General features: G+C 44.8%; 18 protein-coding genes. 8 read left to right on the top strand and 10 right to left on the bottom strand.

Translation table 11 applies throughout. The features are described from left to right. Positions 1 to 74: 74 nt before the first annotated feature. Positions 75 to 464, top strand: coding sequence for a DUF2750 domain-containing protein (locus HKI82_RS07685; RefSeq protein ID WP_042482078.1), 390 nt, complete (start codon positions 75 to 77; stop codon positions 462 to 464). On the opposite strand, the gene HKI82_RS07680 is transcribed toward HKI82_RS07685, so the two are convergent. From HKI82_RS07680 to pspF, 7 genes are all read right to left on the bottom strand, one after another. Beyond that, complete coding sequence (locus HKI82_RS07680; RefSeq protein WP_171137664.1) at positions 465 to 1,253, bottom strand: DUF2927 domain-containing protein; 789 nt, start codon at positions 1,251 to 1,253, stop codon at positions 465 to 467. Next, a complete protein-coding gene (locus HKI82_RS07675; protein ID WP_042482082.1) occupies positions 1,241 to 2,029 on the bottom strand; it encodes a peptide ABC transporter ATP-binding protein in 789 nt (262 codons plus the stop codon). The genes HKI82_RS07680 and HKI82_RS07675 overlap by 13 nt, the downstream gene beginning before the upstream one ends. Then, positions 2,026 to 3,021, bottom strand: coding sequence for a peptide ABC transporter ATP-binding protein (locus HKI82_RS07670; protein ID WP_042482085.1), 996 nt, complete (start codon positions 3,019 to 3,021; stop codon positions 2,026 to 2,028). The genes HKI82_RS07675 and HKI82_RS07670 overlap by 4 nt, the downstream gene beginning before the upstream one ends. Next, entirely contained in the window at positions 3,021 to 3,908 is an 888-nt protein-coding gene (sapC, locus tag HKI82_RS07665; protein WP_171137663.1) for a putrescine export ABC transporter permease SapC, read from the bottom strand. Before sapC ends, HKI82_RS07670 begins: the two co-directional genes overlap by 1 nt. Then, a complete protein-coding gene (locus HKI82_RS07660) occupies positions 3,895 to 4,857 on the bottom strand; it encodes an ABC transporter permease (protein WP_102941714.1) in 963 nt (320 codons plus the stop codon). The genes sapC and HKI82_RS07660 overlap by 14 nt, the downstream gene beginning before the upstream one ends. After that, a complete protein-coding gene (sapA, locus tag HKI82_RS07655) occupies positions 4,857 to 6,479 on the bottom strand; it encodes an ABC transporter substrate-binding protein SapA (protein WP_102941715.1) in 1,623 nt (540 codons plus the stop codon). The genes HKI82_RS07660 and sapA overlap by 1 nt, the downstream gene beginning before the upstream one ends. A gap of 285 nt (positions 6,480 to 6,764) precedes the next feature. Next, entirely contained in the window at positions 6,765 to 7,766 is a 1,002-nt protein-coding gene (gene pspF / locus HKI82_RS07650) for a phage shock protein operon transcriptional activator (protein WP_171137662.1), read from the bottom strand. 251 nt (positions 7,767 to 8,017) lie between these two features. Here pspF and pspA point away from each other — a divergent pair, with 251 nt between their 5' ends. Genes pspA through HKI82_RS07630 form a run of 4 tightly spaced genes read left to right on the top strand, consistent with a single transcriptional unit; the run spans position 8,018 to position 9,934 of the window. After that, the gene (gene pspA / locus HKI82_RS07645; RefSeq protein ID WP_171137661.1) at positions 8,018 to 8,689 is read left to right on the top strand and encodes a phage shock protein PspA; all 672 of its coding nucleotides are present in this window, start codon (positions 8,018 to 8,020) and stop codon (positions 8,687 to 8,689) included. Positions 8,690 to 8,719: 30 nt separating this feature from the next. Further along, positions 8,720 to 8,953, top strand: coding sequence for an envelope stress response membrane protein PspB (gene pspB, locus HKI82_RS07640; RefSeq protein ID WP_102941718.1), 234 nt, complete (start codon positions 8,720 to 8,722; stop codon positions 8,951 to 8,953). Next, positions 8,946 to 9,335 carry an envelope stress response membrane protein PspC gene (gene pspC / locus HKI82_RS07635; protein ID WP_171137660.1) on the top strand — a complete coding sequence of 130 codons (390 nt, stop codon included), beginning with the start codon at positions 8,946 to 8,948 and terminating at the stop codon, positions 9,333 to 9,335. The genes pspB and pspC overlap by 8 nt, the downstream gene beginning before the upstream one ends. Before the next feature lie 35 nt (positions 9,336 to 9,370). Beyond that, positions 9,371 to 9,934: a DNA-3-methyladenine glycosylase I gene (locus HKI82_RS07630; RefSeq protein ID WP_171137659.1), complete on the top strand. Its 564-nt coding sequence runs from the start codon at positions 9,371 to 9,373 to the stop codon at positions 9,932 to 9,934. 102 nt (positions 9,935 to 10,036) lie between these two features. Here the strand turns inward: HKI82_RS07630 and HKI82_RS07625 are convergent, their stop codons facing one another. Together HKI82_RS07625 and cls are read right to left on the bottom strand one after the other, a co-directional pair. Next, positions 10,037 to 11,242 carry a cystathionine beta-lyase gene (locus HKI82_RS07625; RefSeq protein WP_171137658.1) on the bottom strand — a complete coding sequence of 402 codons (1,206 nt, stop codon included), beginning with the start codon at positions 11,240 to 11,242 and terminating at the stop codon, positions 10,037 to 10,039. Positions 11,243 to 11,323: 81 nt separating this feature from the next. Continuing rightward, positions 11,324 to 12,778, bottom strand: coding sequence for a cardiolipin synthase (cls, locus tag HKI82_RS07620; RefSeq protein WP_171137657.1), 1,455 nt, complete (start codon positions 12,776 to 12,778; stop codon positions 11,324 to 11,326). Positions 12,779 to 13,126: 348 nt separating this feature from the next. Between cls and HKI82_RS07615 the strand changes: the two genes are divergently transcribed. From HKI82_RS07615 to HKI82_RS07605, 3 genes are all read left to right on the top strand, one after another. Beyond that, the gene (locus HKI82_RS07615) at positions 13,127 to 14,461 is read left to right on the top strand and encodes a sodium-dependent transporter (RefSeq protein WP_171137656.1); all 1,335 of its coding nucleotides are present in this window, start codon (positions 13,127 to 13,129) and stop codon (positions 14,459 to 14,461) included. Between the two features lie 161 nt (positions 14,462 to 14,622). Continuing rightward, entirely contained in the window at positions 14,623 to 15,318 is a 696-nt protein-coding gene (locus HKI82_RS07610) for a TIGR01621 family pseudouridine synthase (RefSeq protein WP_171137655.1), read from the top strand. Positions 15,319 to 15,322: 4 nt separating this feature from the next. Next, on the top strand, positions 15,323 to 16,255 hold the full coding sequence (locus HKI82_RS07605) for a class I SAM-dependent methyltransferase (protein ID WP_102969396.1): 933 nt from the start codon (positions 15,323 to 15,325) through the stop codon (positions 16,253 to 16,255). 103 nt (positions 16,256 to 16,358) lie between these two features. Here the strand turns inward: HKI82_RS07605 and HKI82_RS07600 are convergent, their stop codons facing one another. Continuing rightward, positions 16,359 to 16,802, bottom strand: a complete 444-nt coding sequence (locus HKI82_RS07600) for an META domain-containing protein (RefSeq protein WP_042482118.1) — start codon at positions 16,800 to 16,802, stop codon at positions 16,359 to 16,361. Positions 16,803 to 16,845: the final 43 nt, after the last annotated feature.

Here is a 16,845-nt window from a genome sequence, read left to right as displayed (position 1 = left end):
TGATGCCCAGCCTAATAAAGGTTTTAACGCCCATAGCTTAGAAACTGCTGTGGGCGTTTTGTTTGGAGGCTAATATGTCCAATGCGTTAACCGCGGAACAAATCGCGACAATTAATCAGTACGACCAAGAGCAGCGCTTTAAATACTGCATTAAGGAAATTGTAGCGAATCAGCAAGTGTGGATTCTAAAAGACGAACACGGTTGTGTGATGCTCAATACTGAAGATGACGATTGCGTGCCAGTATGGCCAAATCGTGAGTTTGCTGAAGCTTGGGCAACTGGCGAATGGAGTGAGTGTGAAGCCGAAGCGATTTCATACAACAAATGGCGCAGTCGTTGGACAAGCGGCCTAGAACAAGATGACTTGTCAGTGGTTGTTTTTCCAAACGAAAACGAAGAGGGTGTTGTGCTGTTTCCTGACGAGTTTGATTTTGAACTCGACAAGCAGAACGCTCGTCGCTAATTAGCGAAACCACTGATAGAGTGGTGATGACTGAGATTCTTTAAGGGCCTGCTTTAGCAGGCCTTTTTGTTGATACTGTTTTATTAATTTTCTAAGCACAGGGCGAGCCTGTGATTCCGTCATTCCGGTTTTTAACTCGGGCTCATAGAGTAACTTCAGCAGGACCACATCCAGAGGTGAGAGCAAATCTTCGGGTGTTTTATCGTTAAAAATTGAAGGGTAGGCGAATTCAGAGTCGTTAGGCAAACCGAGTGTTTGCGTAATTTCCTCGACGATACAAGCCACAAGTTTCCCATGGCTGCGAGCTTGATCTACAGGGATGACCACAGCCGCAGAGATAATCTCATGGGTCTTCGAGTTTGTCTTGTAGCCAGCTTGGCATACGGCGCCAAACATATGTTTGGCAGACTCTTTACCCATCTCTCGCTCAACATCTTCACCCCAGTTTTTTTGCTGGGTGAAAATCCAAACTACGTTGGCTTCTTGGCGAGTTTGTACTCGGTAGATAGGGTGACCAATGATTTGATTTAGATGTTTGATATGTGCATCGGCCAGCTCGTCATGTAAGGCTTGATCACCGACTTTATGCTCAATCCAGATTTTGATGGGTTGTTGCCACTTTACTAATGGTTTCTTACCCGCTGAATACTCATTTCTCAAAGCTACATGGATAAAGGCCCGTTCTACGAATGAGGTATCTTGCCAGTTATTCTGAGCAATAACTTTGGTGCTGACGAGCAGCACCAGAAGAGACGATAGGACGAAAAAAACTCGGCCTATTTGAAGCATGGTGCCTTATTGAAATGGCTCTCAATCATACGTTGAGTAATAGGGTGTTGGGGTTCAGACAACACCTCAAGCGTATTTCCGGATTCAACCACTTCGCCTTCGTGCATAACCATCACTTTGTCGGTGATGTGTTTAATCACACCAATATGTTGTGATACGTAAATAAACGATACGCCCATTTCTTCTTGCAGCTCTAGGAACAAGTTAATGATCTGAGAGCGCATAGCCATATCCAAACCATTGAGAGCTTCATCTGCGATGATGATAGAAGGCTGCAAGATCAGAGCTCGCGCAAGACATACACGCTGCTTCTGACCCGTTGCTAGCATTTGCGGATAAAAGTAAGCGTGCTCTGGCAGTAAGCCAACTCGTAGTAACGTCTCTTTAACGCGTTTTTCTCGTGCTTCCGGTGGCATACTGGTGTTCCGCTTTAGCGGGCCTTCCAAAATACGACCAATTTGGATACGAGGGTTGAGCGACGTGTTCGGGTCTTGGAAGATCATTCGTATCAGTTTACAGCGTGTTGAATAATCTTTGTGCTCAAGCAATTCGCCGTTAACGCGAATTTCTCCACCTGTCGGTTCAATCATTCCTGCCAACATACGTGCAAGGGTGGATTTACCAGAACCGTTTTGTCCGATAAAACCGATGGTTTGACCCGCTTCAAGAGTGAAGCTCACAGGTTTAACCGCTTCTTGTACTTTCTTACGGAAAAGACCAGAGCGCGTTACAAAGTTCTTTTTAAGGTCACTGACTTCTAATAGTGAAACGCTCATGATTTTTGCTCTACGTTAAGAGGGAAGTGACAGGCAAACTTATGGTTCTTAATGATCTGACTTCTTGGTACTTCAACACATTGTTTCTTTGCGTATGGGCAGCGAGGACCCAAACGACAGCCAATGGGTAAATGCTGCAACGGAGGAATGGACCCAGGCAGAGAATGCAGCTTCTGCTTGTGCGGAATCCAGTCACTGAAGTCCGGCATCGCTTTAAGCAATGCTGATGTATAAGGGTGTTTTGGCTCAGTGAGAATTTTGTTGGTGTCAGCAGACTCGACTGATTGACCACAGTACATTACGGTAATGCGATTCGCCCATTGAGTAATAGTGGTTAAGTCATGGCCAACAAGCAGAATCGAGGTATTGTTAACCTGATTCATACGACTCAATAAACGCAAAATCTGCGACTGCGTGATTGGGTCTAAGTCGTTGGTTGGTTCATCCGCAATAAGCAGCTTAGGTTTGGCGGCAATCGCCATCGCGATCATAACTTTTTGACATTCACCGTCGGTCAGCTCGTACGGGTAGCTTCCCATAAGACGCTTATGATCTTTGATGCCCACTTTGTGCAGCAGCGCTACCGCTTGTTTGTGACGCCAAGTAAAGCGTTGCCACCATTTGCCTTCAAATGTGCGTGTCGGGATTGATTCTATCAACTGTTTGCCCACCTCTTCAGAAGGGTCCAGACAGGTTGATGGTTCTTGGAAAATCATCGCGATATCGCGGGCAATGACACGACGCCTTTCTCGTGGCGTCAGTTGCAGTAAATCAATATTCCCCAGACGCATGCGGTCTGCGGTAATTCGCCAGTTGTCTTTACAAACACCGACAATCGCTTTCGCGACCAAACTCTTACCAGAGCCGGATTCGCCCACTAGGCCACGAATTTCACCTTCGTTAAGAGTGAGGCTCATGCGGTCTACCGCTTTCACGAGGCCTTGTGGGGTATCAATTTCAATAGTCAGATGACGAATATCTAATAATGGCATTATTCGACTCCTGCATTTAATGCTTGGCGTGCGCCTTCACCGACAAGGTTTATCATAACAACGGTGTACATGATTGCGAGGCCGGGTAGGGTAACTGTCCAAGGTGCAAGGTAGATAAGTTCTACAGAGTCACCCAGAATCGCACCCCATTCAGTACTAGGCGCTTGTGCACCAAGGCCCAAGAAACCTAAAGCGGTTATATCAAGAATAGCAATAGACAGCGCCATAGTAACTTCTTGAGCCAGCATTGGCAGAGTGTTTGGCAAAATCGAATGCCACAACAGATAGAAATCACTCGCACCATCAAGTCGTGCAGCCATGATGTAATCTTTCTCTACCTCGTTATGCACGGCGATATAAACCGAACGCACGAATCTTGGAATCAGAGCAAGACAAATAGCCAGCAATACGTTGAACTCACCAAAACCAAGGAAAGCAACGAAAATAATCGCCAGCAGCAGTGATGGAATCGACATTACTGTGTCTAACAGGTGGTTCAAAGTACTGGACAATAACCCCTTCGTCATACCAGCAAGAATGCCGATAAGACAGCCCACAAACGCAGCGATAAAGGTAATAATGACAGAAGCACCAAAGGTGAGCTGAGAGCCGTCTATAAGACGCGACAAGATATCGCGTCCTAAGTCATCTGTTCCTAGGAAGTACTCAACTGAGCCCGATGGATCCCAAGATGGCGGCATTAATAGAAAGCCACTTTGACCGTGCGGGTCATGCGGAATCAACCAAGGAGAGATGAGCGTAATAAGTATGATCAAGCCTAGGCTCCAAAGTCCGAACATCGCAAGACTGTTAGCTCTGTAACTACGCCAGAAACGTTCAAACTGAGTTGGAATGCGCTCTTCCTGATAAATATTATTTGTTAGCATACCATTCCTTTCTCACCAGAGGGTTGATCATCGCGCCGATCAAATCCGATAGGATGTTCGCGGTTAATACTAAAGAACCCACAGCAATCACACCAGCCTGAATAGACATGTAATCCTTGTTCGATAACGCATCCAGCAACCAACGGCCAATGCCCGGCCAATTGAAAATTGACTCGGTGATGATAGCCAAAGTCAGCATGCTCGATAACTGAACCCCAAATTTGGGAATGATAGGCGGAATCGCATTACGCAATACGTGCTGAGTAATGATTTTGTAATAGGACAAACCTTTAATTCGCGCGGCACGTACATAGTTTTGAGACATAACATCTGCAACTGAAGCGCGCATCAAACGAATGACCTGAGTGGTCGGGGCTAATGCCAGTACAAAACAAGGCAAAATCATATGTTGAAATACGCTGTGCAGGATGTTGGCGCTATTCACACCTTTGGCGAAGAAGGCATCAATAAGAATGAAACCTGTGACCGGTTCTACTTCATACAATAGGTCGTAGCGTCCCGATACTGGGAACATGCCATAGTGCAGTGAGAAGATCATGATCAGCATCAGGGCTATCCAATACAGTGGAGCCGAGTAACCCATCATCGAAGTAAAGGAGATAACAGTATCAATCCATTTACCTTGCTTCATGCCTGCGATGGTACCAACCGGTAAACCAATGAATAGAGACAGTAAAAAGGCAATCAAGCATAGCTCAAGTGTTGCAGGGAAGACTTTAACCAACTCAGACGCAATATCAACGCCGCTTTTAGTTGTGCCGAAATTGAACTGAGAAAGCTCGCCCAAATACATCCACCAACCGCGCCAGAAATCTTGAATAGCCCAAGGTGACTGAGGTTCAAGACGCAGCAGGCTGTAACCCACCAGAGTTAGGATCAGTAGCGTGATAATAAACAGATTGAAGCGGCGTACCGTATAGATAAGCATTATTCGGTAATCCTCTTCACATTGTTAAACGGTTCGACACTGAACGGACTTAAACGAAAACCAGTTAAGGTTTTGTTGTACGCTTTAAATTGCATTCCGTGTGCAATCGGAATGACAGGAAACTCTTGGTTCAAAATGGTTTGTGCCTGTTTATAAAGATTGAGTCGATATCGAGGTCGATCAACTTCCAATGCCAAATCAAGTAAGAAATCGAAATCACTGTTACACCACATAGACGCATTAAGGCCTGCACGGTTTGCTCCGCATGAAAGCAGTGGGCGTAAGAAGTTATCCGGATCACCAGTATCCCCCGTCCATCCTCTTAGGAACAGATCAATGTGACTCTTTTCGGCCAGCTGAGAACGGTTAACGTTGCTTTCAGGAATTAAGTGCAGAGTGACGCCAACGTCCGCAAGGTTCGACTGAATCATTTCTGCCATTTTACGCGGGCTCGGATTATAAGAACGAGGCTCAATAGGCACAGACATCGATAACTCAAGACCGTTGGCATAACCCGCATCTCTTAACAAACCAAGCGCGTAGTTACGGTCATAACGGATTTGGACATCATCTTTTTGATAAGCCCATGAGCTTGGCGGCAAAATGTTGTAAGCAATACTGCCAGTACCGTAATACACAGAATCAAGAATGTTTTGACGGTTGATGGCAAAGTTCAACGCCTTACGCACACGTACATCATTCAGAGCAGGATGTGAGGTATTTACAGCGATAAAAGCCACGTTCATCGCTGGCTTAATCGAAAGATCGATATTCTCCTGCTTTTGAATAACAGGTATCTGGCTGGAAATAGGGAAGCTCAACACATCACATTCGTTACGTAGCAGTTTGGCTAACGTGCCTGTACCACGTTGTGAAATATCGAACACCACCTGCTTCATAATGGCAGGGTTATTCCAATATCCTTCATGGCGACGTAAGCGTACTAAATCATTAACTTTGAACTCATCGAGAAAGAAAGGACCTGTGCCGACTGGGAACTCATCGATATTGTGTTTTTCGTCTTTAATTTGCAGCTGCTGTGCATACTCTTCTGACAAAATTACCGCATGAGTCGTTGAAATGTTGGATAAGAAGCTATTGTCAGGACGGCTAAGTGTGAACTTTACTGTTTGGTCATCGATGGCTGTGACACTCTTCAACAGGCTACGAAAGTTAATACCCGCAAACCAAGGGTAGTTGCCATTGCTAACGTAGTGGTATGGATGCGTTGGGTCGATGATGCGCTTAAAGCTGAAGACTACGTCTTTTGCATTCATTGTGCGTGTCGGAGTGAACCAAGACGTGGTGTGGAAATTAACGCCGCTGCGTAAGTTGAATGTATATTCGGTGCCGTCTTCGCTGACTTGCCATTGAGTCGCAATATTTGGAATGGGTGTGTGTGTATCCGGATCAAGCTTCAACAGCGTATCGTACAACTGCGGACTCAATGCTTCAGAAGTAATACCGCTATCAACTAATTGGGGATTAAAGGTACTAGGGCTGCCTTGACCACAGTAAACAAAGCCGCTTTGGCGGATTTTTGTATGATCAATTTCTTCTCCACAGCCAGCAAGAAGGCTTAGTCCGCATAATCCGAGCGTGATTCGTAATAAAGTGTTCATATAGAAAAACAGTGTGGGAAACGAAGCAAGGTAACTATTCCATTAAAGTAGAAAGCGATATGTTGTCGATAAGCGCTAAAAGTAACAATCACGTTTGCCTCAAAATCCTGCTAATTTACCATTTTTTCGGTTGTTAAACCAAGAAAAAGGTTGCTGCGTATACCCAAGTAACCTCACGATGCTTGTTCAGCGAGAATTAATTCGTTCATAGGCAAGGCACTGATTTGAATATATAGTTATTCTACCCAGAAAATCAGTAACTTGATGTTACTTGGGTATATAGGGTTATTCACCTTTTGAAAGTTGATACTTTCTCATCAGTCCTCGAAATTGATGATAGCTTAATCCGAGCGACTTAGCGGCTTGTCTTTGATTAAACTTGGCAAATTTTAGCGATTCATTAATAACGTATTTGTCTTGTTGTTCCTGCCATTGCTTAAAATCCATCGGGAATGCAAGCTCGGCTTGGTGTTCTTCTTGTTTATTCGGTGATGCAGAAGCTTCTTGAGCTTCCTCTTGCCAATGTTTTTGGAACGGGTCAAAAACTAATGAATCAATAGGGAAGTCAGCAGTGCCGTGTTGATACACCGCTCGCTCAACCACGTTTTTCAGTTCTCGAATATTTCCCGGCCAAGGATGCTCTGTAAGATTCTGCATTGCCAGTGGTGTAAAACCAGCAAAGAAAGGCAGTTCGAGTTCTCGACACATGCGGATAGCGAAATACTCCGCCAGCAGGGCAATGTCTTCTTTGCGCTCGCGAAGTGGCGGAAGGTGAATAACATCAAACGCTAGTCGATCGAGCAGGTCTGCTCTAAAGTCACCCGCTTGGGCAAGCTTTGGTAAGTCTGCATTGGTCGCGCACACTAAGCGTACATTGGCATTGAGGGCTTGGTTACCGCCGACACGTTCATATTGCCCATATTCGATAACCCGCAGTAATTTTTCCTGTACTGACAATGGCGCGGTGGCAAGTTCGTCAAGAAACAACGTACCGCCTTCAGCGCGTTCAAAGCGGCCTTGGTGTCTGCCTTTCGAACCCGTAAAAGAGCCAGACTCGTGGCCGAAAAGCTCGGAATCGATTAAGCCTTCGCTAAGTGTTGAACAATTGAGTGAGATTAATGGTTGGTCCCAACGCTTTGATAGATAGTGTAAACGCTGGGCGATAAGCTCTTTACCTGTACCGCGCTCGCCAACGATAAGAACCGGACGCTCAATCGGTGCCAAGCGAGAGACTTTATCCAGAACGGCGTGAAACGCTGGGGATTCCCCAATTAAGTTTTGTTGCACAGTTATCTCTCTCTATCCATAACAAGACGTTATCGGTCACCGCATCTGTTTCGCTAAGTAACGGATGAAATAGTTGGTGAAATTTACCAACTGTTGGCTAAATCGTTTATAGCATAGTCCTGTCTTTTGGGTAATTCAATGTAAGCTACTGAAAAATAAAGCTGTGAAAATTGGCATGGAACTTGGAATACACAAGAAGTAACTAGGCTGTGACCGGTTTGAACAGCGAATTGATAACTAAGGAGTCAAATATGGGCATTTTTTCTCGTTTTGCAGACATCGTAAATTCCAATATCAGCGCATTACTGGATAAAGCGGAAGATCCTGAAAAAATGATTCGTCTCATTATTCAAGAGATGGAAGATACGCTGGTGGAAGTTCGTACCAATTCCGCTAAAGCGATAGCAGACAAAAAAGAACTCGCACGTAAAGTTGCAAGTATCGATGATCAAATCGAAGACTGGCAAAGCAAAGCTACGCTGGCATTGAACAAGCAGCGTGACGATTTGGCTCGCGCAGCTTTGATTGAAAAGCAGAAGTTGCAATCGGTTCTGAAAAGCTTACACACAGAACAAACATTAGTAGAAGAAACCATTGATAAGCTCACTGGCGAAATCACTAAGTTAGAGAGCAAAATCACTGAGACGCGCGCGAAGCAACAGGCGTTGGCTATCCGTTCTCAATCAGCGGTGAATCGTCGTAATGTGCAACGTCACTTACATACCAGCCGCACAGAAGAAGCCATGTCGAAGTTTGAGCAGTACTCACGTAAAGTGGATGAGTTAGAAGCCGAAGCGGATCTTTACGCTCAGTCTGCACAAGGTAAGTCTCTTGACCAAGAGTTTGCAGAACTTCAGGCACAAGATGAAATTGAGCAAGAACTGGCAAAATTAAAAAAGCAAATGCAACAAGATCAGCAATAGAACAATAAAATAAATAATTAGGAGTAGGCTATGACCTCTGTATTTTTTGCTGGACCACTCATTGTCTTTTTGATTTTCGTTGCTCCACTATGGCTGCTTCTACACTATCGCAGCAAACGAAAAGTGGGCAGCGGACTTTCTTCAGAAGATTATGAAACGCTGCAGCAGCTTTCGGAAAAAGCGAGTGGCTTGCAGTCGCGAGTAGAAACACTTGAGCGGATTCTGGACGCGGAATCTCCAAATTGGAGACGTAACTATGACTAGCCGAGAATTATATCGTGACCCCGTAAATGGCAAGATAGGTGGCGTGTGTGCCGGTCTGGCGAACTACTTTGGCCTAGAGGTGTGGATTGTTCGTATACTGGTTATCTCTGCGGCGCTATTGGGCGGCGGCTTTTTGATCGTGTTAGCTTACCTTGCATTAATGTTGATGCTGGAGAAGCAGCCCTATCAATATGAGCAAACCGTTAAGTCACAACGCGAACATACGTTGAAAAGTAAGCCATGGGAGCAAGGTCAGACCCCAGGCGCTCTGCTCAACACGTTGCATGAAGATCTAACAAAAGTAGAAAAACGTGTGCGCAATATGGAGGCGTATGTCACTTCTGACGCATTTAAGGTGAATCGAGAATTCAATAAGTTATAATCCACCCATTGAGCGGAATAACAAGGAACAATGGCATGTCAGATAAGGCAGATAACACGTGTGCTTGGGCGATGAAGAATCCTCTAGAGCGAGAATATCATGACGCAGAATGGGGTGTTCCTGTGCATGATGACGTTAAGTTGTTCGAATTCCTTACTCTAGAAGGTGCACAGGCTGGCTTAAGTTGGATAACGATTCTGAAAAAGCGAGAAGGCTATCGCCAAGCGTTTGAGAATTACGATATTAACCAGTTAGCGAAGTACGATGAATCGCACGTTCAAAAGATTATCGAGCATTATGATGTGGTTAAGCACAAAGGGAAAATTGCGTCTGTGTTTTCTAATGCTCGCGCCGCGATTGAGCTTCAGAAAGAATTTGGTTCGTTAGATAAAGCGCTATGGCAGTTTGTTGGTGGTCAACCTAAAGTCAACCATTGGCAGGATATGAGTCAAGTACCCGTCTCAACAGAAGAATCAAAAGCCATGAGTAAGTTTCTTAAGAAGCGAGGCTTTAAGTTTGTTGGCGAAACTATCTGTTATTCGCTGATGCAAGCCGTTGGCATGGTGAACGATCACCTTGAGCATTGCCCCAAAAAATAAGCGGTAGAACAGACCTTTGCAGTATGAATCACTCGCAATAAAAAAGAGCACTCCGGTGCTCTTTTGCATTTTTCTGTCTCGCTTTTTGGGTAATGGTTAGTGCTAGGCGGTAACCGCTTGCTCCAAAATGACGGAGTTATAGCGAGCTAAGCCTGCTTCTAAATCTGCAATCAAATCGTTCACATCTTCCAGACCAATATGCAGACGAATCAACGTACCTTCAAAGTTTGGATTCGCTACTGTGCGCAGGCTGTTAAAGCTGTTTGGCTCATTGGCTAAAATCAGGCTTTCAAATCCACCCCATGAGTAACCCATGCTGAAGTGTTTCATTCCATCCAGCAGAGCGGTGGTTGCTTTAGGGCAACTTGTTTTCAGAACGAATGAGAATAGACCGTTGCCACCAGTGAAATCACGTTTAAAAATTTCGTGACCAGGGCAAGAAGGTAAACCCGGATGGCGAACATGATCGACCTCTGGTCGTTCTGCAAGCCACTGAGCAACTTTGATGCTGCTCTCTGCATGCTGACGCAGACGAACATCAAGAGTGCGTAAACCCCTCAAAGCCAGATACGCATCGTCTGGCGATACGCATTGCCCCATCAGGTAGCTTTGCTCACGCAGTTGAGGCCAGTACTTTTCAACGCAAACCGCAGTACCTAACATCACATCTGAGTGTCCAACAATGTATTTTGTTGCCGCTTGAACAGAGATATCGACACCATGATCGAATGGTGAGAAATTCACGCCTGCGCCCCAAGTGTTATCCAACACGACAATAATGTCCTGTTCGTGAGCGATACTGGATAGCAGCGGAACATCTTGAACTTCCATGGTGATAGACCCAGGAGATTCCAAGAACAGCATTTTAGTGTTTGGTTTTATTAGCTTACGGATATCTTCGCCAATCATTGGATCGAAGTAGGTCGTTTCTACGCCTAGCTTCGCAAGGATTTTCTCGCAGAAATCGCGAGTAGGTTCGTAACAGGTGTCGACCATAAGAACATGGTCGCCAGTTTCAACAAAAGACAAAATAGTATTGCTTATCGCAGCGGTACCACAAGGGTAGAGCGCACAGCCAGCACCGCCTTCAACCTCGTTCATTGCTTCCTGAAAAGCGAAATGTGTTGTTGTGCCACGGCGCCCGTAAAACAGAGTTTTGTTGGCGCGGTTTGCGGTTGCGTGATTCTTTTCCGCAACGCTATTAAACACAATTGTTGAAGCTCGTTGAACGGGCGGGTTAACTACGCCGTTGGTCCATTTCTTATTGCGACCAGCGGTTACAAGCGTAGTTTTTTTTCCTTCTGCCATGGTTTGTCCTTGTTAAATGCATCGTTTGACTATTTAAAACATGGAGACATGTTGAAATGCAACCCTGCAAAGGCAAAAAGATCAAAGAAGTGGGTTAAACAGGTAGAACACTCGTTCAAGGAAGCGGTGACTAAGTGGACGCTTTTCCCAGTTCTCGTATTCGACTTGTTGAGATTGTTCTATATAGCCTTGTTGCAGCCAGTACATTTCTTCTGTGAACTCTTGGTCATCTACTGCCAGTGTTACTTCGAAGTTGAGCCACAAGCTACGCATATCCAGATTAACGGTTCCGACTAAACAGAACTTTCTGTCAATCACGACGGATTTTGTGTGCAAGAGGCCGCCATAAAACTTATGGATGGTGACACCGGCTTCTAGTAGTTCACCGTAAAAAGATCGCGATGCCCATTGAACCATCAAGGAGTCGTTCTTCATCGGAATGATTAAGTCGACCTTGATGCCTCGTTGGGCAGTCATTTTTAGCGTGGCTAGCAGGTCTGCACTAGGAACGAAATACGGTGTCGTAATGCACACAGACTCGTTCGCCTGATTGATGGCTAAGGTTAACACCTGAGAGATCAAGTTCTCTGGCATCCCGGGACCAGAAGGAACAACCTGCACAGGATGTTGAGGTAGAAGCGGGTTAATCTGACATTCTGGTTGTGGCGGAAGTTCACGTATTCCGGTTTCAACTTCCCAGTCCCAGCAATGAATGGCAGAAAGTACGTTTACCGTCGGACCTGTTACCCGAACCATAATGTCAATCCACTGACCGACGCCCGAATCTTGTTTGAAATAGGCAGGGTCAACCATGTTCATCGAACCGGTATAAGCCACTTTGTTATCAATAACGATGATTTTTCGATGTTGGCGAAGATCGAGACGACGAAGGAATATACGCCACGGGCTCACTTCCAAAGCTTGAATCAGTTGAATGCCGGAGTCTCGCATCATCTTTTCCCAGTGACTGCGGAAAAAACGAGGGCTACCAGCAGAATCTAAAAGCACTTTGACATCAACACCCCGTTTTGCAGCCTGAATGAGTGCGGATGCAACGGAATCGGCTAATCCACCCGGATGCCAAATGTAGAAAACGATTCGTATTGTGGACTTTGCTTGTTCGATATCCTCAATGATGGAGTGAAGGATCTCGTTGGGAGAGTTCAACAGCGACAAGGTGTTTCCCGATAAAGCTGGAATGCCCATTCGGTAATTGCACAGCTCATCAATCTTAGAAATGTGTGCACCCATGGCTTCAGGCATGTGTGCCTGACACGCATTTAAGGACTTAAACCACTCACCAAAGGGAGTGAACATCTCTTTCGCTCTGTCTGCGCGCTTGCGCCCTAGATTCAGTTCACCGAAAAGGAAATAGCAAATCACACCCAGTATCGGCAGGATATAAATGATCATCAACCAAGCCAAAGAGACACTCACGGCGTTGCGTTTGAGTACCACACGTATGGTGACACCCGCCACAAGGAACCAGTAGAGCGCGATGCCTGCAAGTGTTAAGAAATGATAAACCTTATCCATGAGTCACTTATATCTAAAATACCTAGTGGTGATATTAAGTCGAAAGCATATGTGAAGAAAGAATTTAGCGTCAATGAATGTAAAAGATATGCAGATGGATGCTTTTTGTTGCGCAGGGGGTGTAGGAATAAATTCTTACAAAAAGACCAAAAAAGCACCATTTAATCTATTAAATAGACATGAATGCCATAAATTAGTCTGTTCGGGCTTCCAATTTTATTCTCAAACTGTTTTACTTGCCACCACTTCGATATCTATTGATATTTTTGTTTGTGTAAAATTAAATTTACACGCAAATGTGGCTATCGACAAACATATAACGCAAACACACACATCGGTATAAAAATTATGGCAAGTAGTTCTAGAGGGCAGTTCACCTCTCGATTTGGCTTCATCATGGCAGCAGCAGGTTCTGCTGTAGGCTTAGGAAACGTTTGGGGTTTCCCAACTCAGGCTGCCAGCAATGGTGGCGCGGTATTTCTTTTTGTTTATCTGCTTATGGTTTTCCTACTTGCATTTCCAATGTTAGTAGCAGAGCTCACCATTGGCCGTTATGGTCAGTCGAACTCAATCAGTTCGTTCAAATCTGTTTGGCCTAAGGGTAAAGCGGGCGCGATTTTGCTTGGTGTTGTCGGCTTAACGGTTGTCTCTTTGATTCTGGCTTTCTACGCGATCGTTGCAGGTTGGTTGATTGGCTCGTTCTTTGGTAGTGGCTTAACTCTGGTTGGGATGGACAGTGCGGCTCATTGGCTTACCAGTTTTGGTACTGAACGCAACCTAGTTTTGATGGTGTCATTCATGGCGATCACTATGTATGTCGTGCGTAGCGGGGTTGCTGATGGTATTGAAAAATGGTCAACTCGTTTGATGCCAGTATTGTTTGCTTTGTTCGCTCTGCTAACGGTTTACATCTTTACTCAAGAAGGCTCGATGGAAGGCCTGAAGATGTACCTTATCCCTGATTTTTCTCATTTCACGCCTTCTTTAATTGTGGGTGCGATGGGGCAAGCATTCTTCTCGCTATCTTTAGGTGTGTGTGTAATGACCACTTACGGTTCATACCTGAAGAAAGATACCAACATTCCAAAAACTGCGGCTCAAGTGGCTTTGATCGATACTGGCGTTGCATTTATCGCAGGTCTAGTGATTCTGCCTGCTATGTTTGTTGCTAAAAATCACGGTGTTGAAATCTTCTCTGAATCTGGCGAGCTTCTGAATTCGGATACGCTTGTGTTCACAGTACTTCCAGCCATGTTCGATACCATGGGCGCGGTTGGTGCAATCGTCGGTGTAGTGTTCTTCTTACTGATGATCATTGCGGCGCTGACGTCATCGATTTCAATGCTAGAAGTTCCGGTTTCTTGTGCGACGGAAGAGCTAAAACAGAACCGTAATACAGCAGTACTTTGGATTGGTGGTTTGGTAACGATTGCTTCTGGTGTGATTGTTATGAACTTCTCAAGCCTGTTCGGTTTGGTGATTCAATTCACGACGGTTTACTCACAGCCAATCATTGCACTGATGATTACGCTTCTTGCAGGTTGGATTTGGAACCGTAACCAAGTATTGAATGAACTGAAGCAAGGCTACCCAGAAATTGAGAGTAGCTGGTTCTGGAAAATTTGGCCGACTTACGTTCGTTTCGTATGTCCGGTACTGATGCTGCTAGTGTTCTTCGCATAATCAGCTGTTCGCATCATTAAGAAGTTTGATTTGATAAGGCCGCTTTAAGCGGCCTTTGTTTTATCTCTATCCTTTTGTGCCTATCTGAAGCCTGCAACATAATGTTTTACTGACCTTTAGTCTCAGTTGAGTATAATGGCCGTCCATTATTGAGGGGCATCATGTTCGATATTCTATTTACTCACTCTGATTTTATCGTCATCAATAAGCATCCGAATGTTTCGGTACACAAAGATGATGGCGATACCATGCTGTTGCAAGAAGTTGGCAAAGTCAGCGGTGATTCTCAGCTTTATTTAGTTCATCGACTCGATAAGATGACGTCAGGCATATTATTGCTTGCGCGTAATGCTCAAGCAGCGAGCGAACTTTCTCAAGCCTTTGCTCATCGTGATGTTGAAAAATTCTATTTAGCTCTTGGCAGTAAGAAGCCAAAGAAAAAGCAAGGCCTGATCAGCGGTGATATGGAGCGTTCTCGTCGCGCTTCTTGGAAACTGCTTGCGACTCAGCAAAATCCGGCGGTGACCCAATTTTTCTCAGCAGCAGCAGAACCCGGCGAGAGATTGTTCTTGTGTAAGCCTCACACAGGAAAAACGCATCAGATTCGTGTAGCGCTTAAATCGATTGGTTCAGCAATCGTAGGTGACCCTATTTATAACGCTTCCGATGAAGCTGACCGTGGATATTTACACGCCTTTGCTCTTAAGTTTATTTATGCTGGCGAAACCTTTCAGTTTCTCTGTGACCCAAGAAAAAAAGAGTACCTTGGGCAGAAATGGAACAGCGAAGTGGTTAGTCAAAACATTGAATTATGGTTACAACCTTGGTCACTTAACTGGCCAACAGTGAAAAAGTAATATTATGCAACTTTCAGCTTTACCCGTTTTTTTTGAAGAGCTTAATGCTCAGCTCACACAAGCCCCTGATGAAGTTCGTCGTCTGTTTCATGGTCGAGGTCAACGTTGGGAAGGTTTGGAGCAAATTACTTGTGACTGGCTACAGGGACAACTGGTTGTAAACTTGTTCAAAGAAGTGGAAGAAGAGTTTCTTCAAGCACTCGAACAAGGTTTGCAAGCGTTATCGCAATCATCCTTATGGCAACAGCGAAACGGCAGCTGTATTTTGCTTCAACACCGTTACGCTGACGGAGCTCCTTCCCAAGTGCTTTGGGGAGAGTTGAATTCAAGACCTGTTGTGGTTGAAAGTGGTTTGAAGTATCAGCTTGATATTGGCAGAAACCAAAACTTTGGCTTGTTCCTCGATATGCGTTTAGGCCGCGACTGGGTGAGAGAACACGCTAAACATAAGAACGTACTTAACTTGTTTGCTTACACCTGCGGCTTTTCCGTGGCAGCGATTGCTGGTGGCGCCGATAAAGTCGTCAATGTCGATATGGCAAAAGGGTCTTTGTCGAAAGGGCGAGAAAACCATCTGATTAATGATCACAACCTCAGTAAAGTGAGTTTCCTAGGACACGATATCTTTAAATCGTGGGGGAAAATCAAAAAAGCTGGACCTTATGATCTGATCGTTATTGACCCGCCTTCTTTTCAGAAAGGCAGCTTTGCGTTGACTAAAGATTACCAAAGAATTCTTCGCCGTCTTCCTGAACTATTAACGGAAGGTGGGGAAGTGTTGGCTTGCGTTAACTCGCCAATGGTCAGCAGTGATTTTCTGATTGACGGAATGAAAGCTGAAGCTCCAGATTTGAACTTCCAGTATCGTCTCGATAACCCGCCAGAGTTCGCAGATATTAATTCTGAGTCAGCACTGAAAGCCTTGGTTTTTAGTTAAAGTGTTTAGCTAACGGACATTTAGATGTGCGTTTAATCCGAAAACAAAAATAGCAGCCAATGGCTGCTATTTTTTTATGATTCGCTTATGTGTTTATAAACGCTTAGTTCATATGGTCGCTAAGTTTAAATGTCAGTGTGTGGACATCGTTTTTCAGTACCAATGAATCTTTAGTTAGCGTCATATCACTCCAATCTTGTAGCGTTTGAGAAACCGCTTGTTCGGTATCCATGATGTCACCGATACACATCTTCATGGTTTTGCCCATTTTCTCAATACGGAACTTGTTGTCTTTCACTTCCGCTTGGCCGAAAAAGTTGTTGCAGCCAGCGTTACCATTGGCAATCATTTTTTCGCCAATTTCTAGGTTAGGAGTTCTTAAGCGTTCATTCTTCACTACGTCTTTACCATCAACTTGAGTAAGTTCCCAGTTGTGGTGTTGTAGGTCTTGAGCAGTAATTTGCACTTCATCACCAGTACTTTGACAAGCCGTTAAAATTACAGGTAGCGTTACCGCTGCAAGTAGCGATTTAGAAATCAGCTTCATATGATTCACTCCGAATGTGGAAATTCCGCTCAGTATAGTCAAT

The sequence above is a fragment of the Vibrio plantisponsor genome (assembly GCF_013041605.1).
Classification (GTDB): domain Bacteria; phylum Pseudomonadota; class Gammaproteobacteria; order Enterobacterales; family Vibrionaceae; genus Vibrio; species Vibrio plantisponsor.
This window is presented reverse-complemented; position numbering and strand designations above follow the sequence as displayed.